Raw genomic sequence first — 10,949 nt, 5'->3', positions numbered from 1 at the left:
CCCCGATCGCCATGGAAGAGAAGCTGCGCTTCGCCATCCGCGAAGGCGGCCGCACGGTTGGTGCCGGCGTCGTCGCCTCGATCATCGCGTAACGCAAGGGACAGGGCACGCGGCCGCGGGGATGCCCTCGGCCACGACCGTTCGTTTCGAAAGTCTTGCCGGACGCCGGGGCAGTCATGCTCCGGCGTTCGTCGTTTGGAGGGGCTGTCGGCAAGTCAGGCTGCGCGATCGTTGCAAGATATGATCTTTGCAACCGAGAGTTGGTGGATTGAACCCGCGTGGCAGCGGATGAGGATGCATCACCTCTGTTTGCGTGGTGGCCGATGCATAAACTCCTCTTCGCCGTGGATCAGCGCTCCCGGACTGCACGCGTCGCGAGCGCCGTCGCCGTCGTCGTTGCCGCCGCCACGTCCGCCGCTGCTCTCGTCGTGGGCCTGAGGCTGGCCACGTCCGAAACGCCGCCGCCGATGCACGAGGGATCCTCGGCCATTACAGAAGGCAGTCCGGGAGAGTCCGCCGCCATCACCTCGGTACGCCAAGCCTTGCAGTCTGGACGCTACGACGTCTTGCAGAAGCGGTGGAACACCGCGCCCCTGTCCGAGCGGGTGGAGTTCGGGCAAAAGGCGCTGGGGCAGGGCGGAACGGTCGCCGTCGCCTCTCCGCTCATTCGGGATCTGTGGATGACACCGGTGCCGGACACCGGGCCGGACTGGCGGCCACTGGCCCTGCGGACGCTGTATCTCGCCTATGCGCGGATGCGCGTCGACGGACAGCTCTGCCGCGACGATTCGGGCCCCGGGCGTCGCTTGCAGGGGCTGGCCCTGGAGTTCGAGCCTGTGATCCGCTACGGGGAAACACTGCCGCGCCCGATCCGTCAGGCTCTCGTGGCCGATGCCCTCGACGGCGAGGCCGCGACGGCGTTCACGCGCCCGGCCGACCCGTTCGTCTGCAGCGGTGGCCAGAGCTCTGGCGGGCGGCACCTGACGGCCGACGTCGTCGTGCCCGCGCAGGCGAAGATCCGGGCCGGACTGTCGGCCGAGCTCGGCGTGCCTCCCGACCCCGCAGCACTGCCGGCCGACGAGCCGCGCCCCTGACGCGCCGCCGGGGAAAGGGCCTTGCCAAACCACCGGCCGCGTGCGACATGCACGGCGCTGCGGCGGCTCCGGTCGCCAGCGGGCCTAGGAGTGTAGCTCAATTTGGTTAGAGCACCGGTCTCCAAAACCGGGGGTTGGGGGTTCGAGTCCCTCCACTCCTGCCAGGCCCAGCGATGATCGAAAACCATCTCGAAGCTTAGGCATTGCCACCCTTTGCGCGTGAGCGCAGGCTCCACCCTCCGGGGAGCGAGGGGAGTGGACTGATGGCATCTGGCGTTGCACGTGTCGTGGCGGGGGCCGCCATTTGCGCTCTCCTTGCGCTTGCCGGACCCGTGGGGGGCCAGGCCGCCGAGGTGAAGGTGAGCCGGGTCGAGGTGGGCGGCGTTTCGGCCGTGTTGCTCATGCCGCCAAAGCCCGTCGCCAGCCTGATTCTCCTGACGGGTGGCCCCGGCAAGGTCGGCATCGCGCCCGACGGCTCCGTGACGGCCGGCGGTGGCAACCAGCTCGTGCGGACGCGCGAGGCCTATGCCGCCAAGGGTTTCGCCGTTCTCGTGCCCGACGTGGGCTATGACCTCGCTGCGCTGGTGAGTTCCATGGCCGCGATCAAGCGGCCCGTGACCGTGGCGGGCACGAGTCGCGGTACGCAGCGGGCCGCGCGCGGCCTCGCCGCCGGTGCCAGGCCCGACAAGCTGGTGCTCACCTCCGGGCTCCTGGCGCCCGAGTCAGGCGCCGACCAGTCCGTGATCGGCATCCTGGGCGACCCCGCGCGTTTGCCGCCGACGCTCGTCATCCATCACCGGGCCGACGGCTGCCGCGTCACGCGCCCGGAAGGTGTCGAGCCCTTCGCGAAATGGGGCGGCAAGCGGGTGACCGTCCGCTGGCTCGACGGCGGAAACGACGACGGCGACGCGTGCGAGGCCCGCGGCCATCACGGCTTCAACGGGCTCGACGGCGCCGTCGTGTCGGCCGTGTCGGCTTTTGCCCGCCGCTGAAGCTTGCCGCTCCTTGACCCGGGCGGCAATACGGCCTATTTCCGCTTTTACTCCATGACATCGTCGGTTCCGTCTTCCCCGGCCGACGGGTCATGCCTGCAAGCCGGCGGGTGATCCGCACCCCAACCAGGTGATCCATGGCCAAGACGAGCCCGTTCGAATACATCCAGCAGGTCCGCTCCGAAGCGGCGAAGGTCACGTGGCCGACGCGCAAGGAGACTCTCGTGACCACCGCGATGGTTTTCGTGATGGTGGTGGTGGCGAGCATCTTCTTCCTGTTTTCGGACATGATCATCCGCTGGGTCGTCGGGCTCGTGCTCGGCGTCGGCCGGTAAGGAGCCTGACGCGCCATGTCGATGCGCTGGTACATCGTTCACGCCTACTCGAACTTCGAGAACAAGGTCGCCCAGTCCATCAAGGACCAGGCTGGCCAGCGCGGCCTCGCCGACAAGTTCGAGGAGGTCATGGTCCCGACCGAGAAGGTCGTGGAGGTCCGCCGCGGTCGCAAGATCGACACCGAGCGCAAGTTCTTCCCGGGTTACGTCCTGGTGAAGTGCGATCTGACGGACGACGTCTACCATCTCATCAAGAACACGCCGAAGGTGACGGGCTTCCTCGGCACCGACAAGAAGCCGATGCCGATCCCGGACCGCGAGGCCGAGCGCATCAAGGGCCAGGTGGCCGACGGCGTCGAGCGGCCGAAGCCCTCCGTCTCCTTCGAGATCGGCGAGCAGGTGCGCGTCTCCGACGGGCCCTTCGCCTCCTTCAACGGCACCGTCGAGGAAGTCGACGAGGCTCGCGCCCGCCTCAAGGTCGCGGTATCGATCTTCGGCCGCGCCACGCCGGTCGAGCTCGAATACGGGCAGGTCGAGAAGGTCTGAGGACCATGGTGTCGTCGGTTCCTGCGCAAGGACTGGCGACACTCTTCGGTGGCCTGGTCGCGCTGCTGGCCTGGGCCGGCCCCGCGGCCGCCGTCGATTGCAGCGGCCTGGGGCGTCCGGGCTCCGTCACCCTGCTCAAGGCCCTCCAGTCGCGTCCGGACGGCACCACGGTGCCGGTCCGTTTCTGCATTCGGCACGGCCAGGTCAACGAGATCGACACGCTCGACGCCGATGGCCGGCTGCTGCTGCGCAGCGTCTATGACGGCATGAAGGCCCTGACCAACACGACGCCGGCGCGTCGCCAGACCTGCACGTTCACCTATCGCGAGTACAAGGGCGACCCGGCGGTTTTCCGTCCCGGCGACGACGTCGATTTCGTCCTCGTGGGGGAGGGCTGTGGCCCGACGGTGACCTACGCCACCCGGATCAGGGTGGGCCAGGCCTCGACCCGGACGCTGTCCGGCTGCCCCCTCGAGGTCCTGCCGGTCACGCGCGAGAACATCGGCCCGGGCGGCCAGCGCCTCGCGCTGATGGTGTCGACCCGGCTCCATTGGTCGCTGGAGACCGGTCCCGTCGCCGGGGCGGACGGCAAGCCAGGCCCGGGCGTTCGCACCGTCGTGGACGCCATCGGCGAGCCCGACGAGGTCGAGCGCTGGTGCACGAGGCCGGAGTCCTGACGTGTGCGCCGGCCCGGCGTGCGTCGCCCGGTCCGCTGCGGGCCGCGCTCAGGGCGCGATGAGGCTCCCCAGCAACTGACCCATCTGCGGGTCGCTCTCCTTGTCCGCCTTGGGGCTCGCCCAATAGCCGATCAGCACCGTGCCCGCCGGATTGGCCTTCCGCGTCACGACGGACAGAACGACGACCGTCGGGCTGCCTTTCCACTTCGCGTCGAAGCGGATGTCCAGGGCCGTGGCCGAACCCAGGTCGTGCTCCTCGGACTTCGGGACGCCGGAAAACGTCACGCCCTGCTTGGCGAAGTAGGACTTGTACTCGTCCATCAGCGGACCGATGGAGTCCTGCGTGGCCGTCTGAAGCCACACGAAGACCTCCTGGTCGGGCCGGGTGACCTGAATCCCGTTCTTGATCCCGGAGACCTGCCACGAGTCAGGAATCGCCAGCGGCACCGATGCGCCGGCGAGCTTGAAGGCATAGGTGCCCGCATGGGCCGGAGCCACGGTCCGCTGACCCGGCTCCGGTGACAGGGCGGCGAGGGCTGTGGCGAGAAGGAGGGTGGACAGGGTCGTCGTTACGTGGCGCGCCATCGTGTTCTCCCAGGCATGGTCGAGCCCAAGGTTAGCGGCCGGACGTCAAGGAACTACCAACCGGGCGTTGGCATCGCGCTTCGAAGCCCGGGGCGCCTTCCGGTCGATCGCGGGATTGAGGTCGGGCTCCCGAGGGAGGGAAGGCGTCGCCGGCACGCCCACAGGCCGGTGCAGCCTTGCATTCCGGCCTGCGTTCGGTTACCAGCACGGCGGCCCGGACACGTTTCGGGCCATTTCACTGCGGGAGGCATGCCGGTCGCCAGCCGGGCACCATGCCGCACCGCAACCTGCAAACCCGGCGCGGTGGGGTGGTTTCTCCCGGAGGAGAACCGGCCCGGCCGTGCCAGCCGGCGTTCCGGAGGCTCTGACCTTCCTTGGCGCCGGTGTTCTGAGGAGCAGCCATCATGGCAAAGAAGATCACGGGCTACGTGAAGCTTCAGGTGCCGGCCGGCGCGGCGAACCCGTCGCCCCCGATCGGTCCCGCGCTCGGTCAGCGCGGTCTCAACATCATGGAATTCTGCAAGGCCTTCAATGCGCGCACCGCGCAGATGGAGAAGGGCACGCCGATTCCCGTGATCATCACGGCCTACCAGGACCGGTCCTTCACCTTCGAGATGAAGCAGCCGCCGGTCACCTACTTCCTGAAGAAGGCGGCGAACCTGAAGCTCGGCAAGAAGCCGGCATCGGGCTCCAAGACCCCCGGCCGTGGCGCCACCGTCGGCAAGGTGACCCGCGACCAGATCCGCGAGATCGCCGAGAAGAAGATGCCCGACCTCAATTGCCACAGCGTCGAGTCGGCGATGGCGATGATCGAGGGCTCCGCCCGTTCCATGGGCCTCCAGGTGGTGGATTGATCCGATGCCGAACATTGCCAAGCGCGTGCGTGCCTCCCGCGAGGGCATCGATCGCACCAAGCTGTACTCGCTCACCGACGCCGTGAAGCTCCTGAAGGAGCGCGCCACGGCGAAGTTCGACGAGACCATCGAAGTCGCCATGAACCTCGGCGTCGACCCGCGTCACGCCGACCAGATGGTCCGTGGCGTCTGCAACCTGCCCAACGGCTCGGGCCGCACGGTCCGCGTGGCGGTGTTCGCCCGCGCCGGCAAGGCGGATGAGGCGAAGGCCGCGGGTGCCGACATCGTCGGCGCCGAGGATCTCGTCGAGCGCATCAACGCCGGCCAGATCGACTTCGACCGCTGCATCGCGACCCCGGACATGATGGGTCTCGTCGGCCGCCTCGGTAAGGTGCTCGGCCCGCGCGGCCTGATGCCGAACCCGCGCGTCGGCACCGTGACCCCCGACGTCGCCGGCGCCGTGAAGGCGGCCAAGGGCGGCGCCATCGAGTTCCGCGTCGAGAAGGCCGGCATCGTGCATGCCGGCGTCGGCAAGGCCTCGTTCGACGCCGACAAGCTCGTCGAGAACATCAAGGCCTTCGCCGATGCGGTGGCCCGTGCCAAGCCGGCGGGTGCCAAGGGCACCTACATCCAGCGCGTGGCCGTGTCCTCGACCATGGGCCCGGGCGTGAAGATCGACCCGTCGTCGGTCACGAGCGGCCAGCAGCAGGGCTGATCGGCCCCGCACGAGCATTGAAGAAGGCCCCTGGCTCTGCCACGGGGCCTTTTTTGTGCCTCGGTGCCGGTGGGTTCGTTCGGCCGAATCCTCGAAATGCGCCGGGACGGGCGCCGTTTCGCCGTTCGGCGGGGCCCCGTGGCTTGCATCCGGGCGCCGCGTCGTTATCTAGGCCGGACAGTCAAACAAAGCCCGTAACGGGGGAGGGGGTCCAATGTTCACGTCTCGCCGGTCGATTGTGCTCGGTCTTGCGGCAGCCGCCGCGCTGTTTCCCGCGGTTCAGGCCTCGGCCCAGACCTACCCCAATAAGTCGATCACGATGGTGGTGCCGTTCGCGGCGGGCGGGTCGACGGACCTCGTCGCGCGCATCCTGGCCCAGAAGCTGTCCGAGCAGATGGGCGTGAGCGTCGTCGTCGAGAACAGGGCCGGCGCCGGCGGAAACCTCGGCGCCGCGGCCGTGGCGAAGGCGTCGCCCGATGGCTACACGGTGCTCTACGGAACCATCTCGACCCACACCCTCAACCCGTTGATGGCCAAGAAGTCGGCCTACGATCCGGTGAAGGACTTCGAGCCGGTGGCCCTGGTCGGCTCCATCCCCAACGTCATGGTCGTGCACCCTTCCGTTCCGGCCAAGAACGTCGCCGAGCTGATCGCCGCGGCGAAGGCCGAGCCGGCCAAGTACAGCTACGCCTCCTCGGGCATCGCGACGCCGCTGCACCTGTCCGGCGAGATGTTCAACAAGATGGCCGGCACCCAGATGGCCCACGTGCCGTATCGCGGTGCCGGCCCTGCCATGAACGACCTCGTCGGCGGCCAGGTCCCCGTGATGTTCGACAACCTCCCGACCTCCGTCGAGCAGATCAAGGCCGGCAAGATCCGGGCTCTGGGCGTCACGACCAAGGAGCGGGTCAAGCAGATGCCGGACATCCCCACGCTCGATGAGCAGGGGTTGAAGGGCTACGAGACCTATTCCTGGCAGGCGGTCTTCGCGCCGGCCAAGACCCCGAAGCCTGTCGTGGACAAGCTCAACGCCGAGATCCTCAAAGCGCTGAAGGATCCGGGCCTGCTCACCCGGCTCGACGAGCTGACCATGACGGTGACGCCGTCCTCGCCTGAGAAGCTCGGTGCGTTCGTCGCCGAACAGCTGGCCACCTGGGCCCCGATCACCAAGGCGACCGGCGTCCAGCTGGATTGAGCCGGACGGTGCCGTGCCGGGCGTGATCGACGCCCGGCGCAGGCGCGTCCTTGTCCAGGGCCCGCTATCACCCCCCCCCCCCCGCGCTTCCGCGGCCGTGCGATCTGGTCTAGCCTTCCGGCAGGGTGGGGGGGCTTGCGGTGATAAAACTTGGACTTGCGGCCGGCATCGTCGCTGCCGCGTTCGTGCCGGGGTTGGCCGAGGCGCGCTGCTCCCACTCGGGCTACCAGATCACGCCGTCGCGCAACTCGAGCGCCACGGTCGACATGCGCGCCTCCAGCGGACGGGACTGCGTGATCCGCCTGTCGGCGAGCCGCCGCTTCACCGTGACGGGACGGCGAATCGTCGAGCATCCGGGCAAGGGAAAGGTCACCATCGAGGGCGAGACCGCGTTCTATCGGTCCTTCGCGGGCTTTGTCGGCGAGGACCGGTTCGTGGCCGAGGTGAGCGCCAAGGGGTCGGACGGGGAGGGGACGTCGACGATCCTCGTGGTGGTCACGGTCGAGTGATACGGGCTTGAAGACGTGGATTTCATGGCCATTTCGTCGGAAATGGACCGATCCGCTTATCGTTCGCAGAGCGAAGCAGCGGACACCGTCCCGCCCCGCAGGATTGTGACATTTCTGAGGAATTCCATGCGGGGGCCTTGGCAAACCCGCCGGGACGGGATAGAGACACGCCGCATGTTTCAGTCATGGCCTTTCGGGTCCGGCGTCGCCGGTCCGGTGGAGGCTCATCAGTCAGCCGGGTGACCGGTTGAAAAAAGGCCGGCAGGCCCGAGGGTTTCCCTTTGGCCGCTGCCGGCCATGTCCTGTCCGAGACTGCCGGTGCCGCACCATTCGGGGCGGCTTAATTCCGCAAGGAGCCTGCACAGACGGGGAAGACCGGGTTTTAGGCGGGCAGCCTCGTGTGGCCCGCATGTGAGTCGGTTCGAACCATCAGACCGGGTTGCGTCGCGCAGGCGTCGAGATCCGGGGACAAGGACGTCGGAAGCGCTGCGGTCCGGCCCGTTCGGGACGCAGCACAACGCAACCGGCGGGACTTTTGTCCCCGCCAACCGGAGAGAGCCCCGTGGAAAAAGCGGAAAAGCGTGAATTCGTCGGCACGCTGCATACGGTGTTCAACGACACCAGCGTCGTCGTCGTCGCGCACTACGCCGGCCTCACGGTCGCCGACATGCAGAAGCTGCGTTCGCAGATGAGGCAAGCCGGCGCCACCGTGAAGGTCGCGAAGAACCGCCTCGCCAAGATTGCTCTCGAAGGCACGGACGTCGCTTCGATCGGTTCCCTTCTGAAGGGGCCGACGCTGCTGGCCTACAGCAGCGATCCCGTTGCGGCGGCCAAGGTCGCCGTCGACTTCGCCAAGACCAACGACAAGCTGGTCATCCTGGGCGGAGCGATGGGTAAGACCGCTCTGAACGTGGATGGTGTCAAGGCTCTGGCCACGATGCCCTCCCTGGACGAACTGCGCGCCAAGCTCGTCGGCCTCATCCAGGCCCCGGCGACCAAGCTGGCCCAGCTCTCCACCGCGCCGGCGGCCAAGCTCGCCCGCGTGTTCGGAGCCTATGCCAAGAGAGATGCGGCGTAAGGCCGTTCGATCATCGACCCCTGGTTCGAAACACTCAATCACTGAAGAGAGAAAACAATGGCTGATCTGTCCAAGCTCGTCGACGAGCTGTCGTCCCTGACCGTTCTCGAGGCCGCCGAGCTCGCGAAGCTCCTCGAGGAGAAGTGGGGCGTGTCCGCCGCGGCCGCCGTGGCCGTGGCCGCTCCGGCCGCTGGCGGTGGCGCTGCCGCTCCGGCCGCCGAAGAGCAGACCGAGTTCACGGTCGTCCTGGCTTCGGCCGGCGACAAGAAGATCGAGGTCATCAAGGAAGTCCGCGCGATCACCGGTCTCGGCCTCAAGGAAGCCAAGGACCTGGTCGAGGGCGCTCCCAAGCCGGTCAAGGAAGGCGCTTCGAAGGAAGAAGCCGCCAAGATCAAGGAGCAGCTCGAGAAGGCTGGCGCCAAGGTCGAGCTCAAGTGATTTTTCGCGCCGCGATGCGGCGCGAGAAGGAACGCGCGGCCTAGAGCCGTGCAGGGGTCCCGGGGCCGCGGCGTCCCGGGGCCTTATTGCCGTCAGGCGATCCGTTAGGGTTTCCAGATGGTTTCAATGACGCCGTCAGGCAGCGATGCGACGGACACCGTAAGGCCCGGACGCGGGCGTTCTCCGAGGAGAACGGCGCGGTTTCAGCGGGGACGGGCGGTCCGCAGGAGTGAGGAACGAGATGGCTCAGACGTTCACCGGCCGGAAGCGTGTGCGCAAGTTCTTCGGACATATCCGCGAAGTCGCGGAAATGCCGAACCTGATCGAGGTTCAGAAGGCGTCCTACGACCAGTTTCTCCAGGTTGATGAGCCGAAGGGCGGCCGTCCCGACGAGGGCCTGCAGTCCGTCTTCAAGTCCGTGTTCCCGATCTCCGATTTCTCGGGCGCGTCGCTGCTCGAGTTCGTGAAGTTCACGTTCGAGCCGCCGAAGTACGACGTCGACGAGTGCCGCCAGCGCGGCATGACCTTCGCTGCGCCGCTCAAGGTGACGCTCCGCCTGATCGTGTTCGATGTCGACGCCGACACCGGCGCGAAGTCCGTGAAGGACATCAAGGAGCAGGACGTCTACATGGGCGACATGCCGCTCATGACGATGAACGGCACCTTCATCGTGAACGGCACCGAGCGCGTCATCGTCTCGCAGATGCACCGTTCGCCGGGCGTCTTCTTCGACCACGACAAGGGCAAGACCCACTCCTCGGGCAAGCTCCTGTTCGCCGCCCGCATCATCCCGTATCGCGGGTCCTGGCTCGACATCGAGTTCGACGCCAAGGACATCGTCTATGCGCGCATCGACCGCCGCCGCAAGATTCCGGTGACGTCGCTGCTGTTCGCGCTCGGCATGGACGGCGAGGAGATCCTCGGCACGTTCTACAACAAGATCACCTACGCCCTCGACCCGAAGGCGGGCCCCGGCCTGTGGCGCCTGCCCTATGACGCCGAGCGCATGAAGGGCATGAAGGCGGTCACCGACATCGTCGACGCCGACACCGGCGAGCTCGTGCTCGAGGCCGGCAAGAAGCTGACGGCCCGCTCCGCGCGCCTGGTGGCCGAGAAGGGCGTGAAGGCCCTGCGCGCCGCCAACGAGGACCTCTACGGCCAGTACATCGCAGACGACCTCGTCAACCCGAACACCGGCGAGATCTTCGCCGAGGCGGGCGAGGAGATCACCGAGAAGTCGCTGAAGGCGCTGCTCGAGGTTGGGTTCGACGAGATCCCGGTGCTCGACATCGACCACGTGACGATCGGCCCGTACATCCGCAACACGCTGACGGTCGACAAGAACTCCTCGCGCGAGGAGGCTCTCTTCGACATCTACCGCGTGATGCGCCCGGGCGAGCCGCCGACCATCGACACCGCCGAGGCGATGTTTCACTCGCTGTTCTTCGACGCGGAGCGCTACGACCTCTCGGCCGTCGGCCGCGTGAAGATGAACATGCGCCTCGACCTCGATGCGCCCGACACCATGCGCGTGCTGCGCAAGGCCGACATCATCGCGGTGGTGCGCGCGCTCGTCGAGCTGCGTGACGGCAAGGGCGAGGTGGACGACATCGACCATCTCGGCAACCGCCGCGTGCGCTCGGTCGGCGAGCTCATGGAGAACCAGTATCGCGTCGGCCTGCTGCGCATGGAGCGCGCGATCAAGGAGCGCATGTCCTCGGTCGACATCGACACGGTCATGCCGCAGGACCTGATCAATGCGAAGCCCGCGGCTGCCGCGGTGCGCGAGTTCTTCGGCTCGTCGCAGCTGTCGCAGTTCATGGACCAGACGAACCCGCTCTCGGAGATCACCCACAAGCGCCGCCTCTCGGCGCTCGGCCCGGGCGGTCTGACCCGCGAGCGCGCCGGCTTCGAGGTGCGCGACGTGCACC

The 10,949-nt window shown here is 67.6% G+C and carries 12 protein-coding genes, 1 tRNA gene and 2 pseudogenes; 14 read left to right on the top strand and 1 reads right to left on the bottom strand.

From position 1 onward, the window contains the following. The 7 genes and pseudogenes from Q0Q47_RS30620 to Q0Q47_RS30590 form a co-directional block, all read left to right on the top strand. Positions 1–92, top strand: a pseudogene (locus tag Q0Q47_RS30620) (elongation factor Tu); the annotation flags it as partial. A 186-nt stretch (positions 93–278) separates the two neighbouring features. After that, positions 279–1,094, top strand: coding sequence for a hypothetical protein (locus tag Q0Q47_RS30615; RefSeq protein WP_293868895.1), 816 nt, complete (start codon positions 279–281; stop codon positions 1,092–1,094). 86 nt (positions 1,095–1,180) lie between these two features. Then, positions 1,181–1,258: transfer RNA gene (locus Q0Q47_RS30610), tRNA-Trp, on the top strand. 99 nt (positions 1,259–1,357) lie between these two features. Further along, complete coding sequence (locus tag Q0Q47_RS30605) at positions 1,358–2,086, top strand: alpha/beta hydrolase (protein WP_293868894.1); 729 nt, start codon at positions 1,358–1,360, stop codon at positions 2,084–2,086. A 137-nt stretch (positions 2,087–2,223) separates the two neighbouring features. Then, a complete protein-coding gene (secE, locus tag Q0Q47_RS30600; protein WP_293868893.1) occupies positions 2,224–2,421 on the top strand; it encodes a preprotein translocase subunit SecE in 198 nt (65 codons plus the stop codon). Positions 2,422–2,436: 15 nt separating this feature from the next. Beyond that, positions 2,437–2,967 carry a transcription termination/antitermination protein NusG gene (gene nusG / locus Q0Q47_RS30595; protein WP_293868892.1) on the top strand — a complete coding sequence of 177 codons (531 nt, stop codon included), beginning with the start codon at positions 2,437–2,439 and terminating at the stop codon, positions 2,965–2,967. A gap of 5 nt (positions 2,968–2,972) precedes the next feature. Continuing rightward, on the top strand, positions 2,973–3,644 hold the full coding sequence (locus Q0Q47_RS30590) for a hypothetical protein (RefSeq protein ID WP_293868891.1): 672 nt from the start codon (positions 2,973–2,975) through the stop codon (positions 3,642–3,644). 48 nt (positions 3,645–3,692) lie between these two features. Here Q0Q47_RS30590 and Q0Q47_RS30585 read toward each other — a convergent pair whose 3' ends face one another. Further along, positions 3,693–4,229, bottom strand: a complete 537-nt coding sequence (locus Q0Q47_RS30585; RefSeq protein ID WP_293868890.1) for a hypothetical protein — start codon at positions 4,227–4,229, stop codon at positions 3,693–3,695. A 404-nt stretch (positions 4,230–4,633) separates the two neighbouring features. On the opposite strand from Q0Q47_RS30585, the gene rplK reads away from it, so the two are divergent. The 7 genes and pseudogenes from rplK to Q0Q47_RS30550 form a co-directional block, all read left to right on the top strand. After that, complete coding sequence (rplK, locus tag Q0Q47_RS30580; RefSeq protein ID WP_293868889.1) at positions 4,634–5,083, top strand: 50S ribosomal protein L11; 450 nt, start codon at positions 4,634–4,636, stop codon at positions 5,081–5,083. A 4-nt stretch (positions 5,084–5,087) separates the two neighbouring features. Continuing rightward, positions 5,088–5,798: a 50S ribosomal protein L1 gene (gene rplA, locus Q0Q47_RS30575; protein WP_293868888.1), complete on the top strand. Its 711-nt coding sequence runs from the start codon at positions 5,088–5,090 to the stop codon at positions 5,796–5,798. A 214-nt stretch (positions 5,799–6,012) separates the two neighbouring features. Further along, positions 6,013–6,993, top strand: coding sequence for a tripartite tricarboxylate transporter substrate binding protein (locus tag Q0Q47_RS30570; protein ID WP_293868887.1), 981 nt, complete (start codon positions 6,013–6,015; stop codon positions 6,991–6,993). 140 nt (positions 6,994–7,133) lie between these two features. Continuing rightward, the gene (locus tag Q0Q47_RS30565) at positions 7,134–7,502 is read left to right on the top strand and encodes a hypothetical protein (protein WP_293868886.1); all 369 of its coding nucleotides are present in this window, start codon (positions 7,134–7,136) and stop codon (positions 7,500–7,502) included. A 562-nt stretch (positions 7,503–8,064) separates the two neighbouring features. Continuing rightward, positions 8,065–8,580, top strand: a complete 516-nt coding sequence (rplJ, locus tag Q0Q47_RS30560) for a 50S ribosomal protein L10 (protein WP_293868885.1) — start codon at positions 8,065–8,067, stop codon at positions 8,578–8,580. 57 nt (positions 8,581–8,637) lie between these two features. Then, positions 8,638–9,018, top strand: coding sequence for a 50S ribosomal protein L7/L12 (gene rplL, locus Q0Q47_RS30555; protein WP_293868884.1), 381 nt, complete (start codon positions 8,638–8,640; stop codon positions 9,016–9,018). A 241-nt stretch (positions 9,019–9,259) separates the two neighbouring features. After that, positions 9,260–10,949 (top strand): annotated as a pseudogene (locus tag Q0Q47_RS30550) (DNA-directed RNA polymerase subunit beta); the annotation flags it as partial.

Source organism: uncultured Alsobacter sp. (assembly GCF_945952055.1).
Classification (GTDB): domain Bacteria; phylum Pseudomonadota; class Alphaproteobacteria; order Rhizobiales; family Beijerinckiaceae; genus Alsobacter.
The sequence above is the reverse complement of the archived record's forward strand: the minus strand, read 5'-3'. Positions and strand labels throughout refer to the sequence as shown.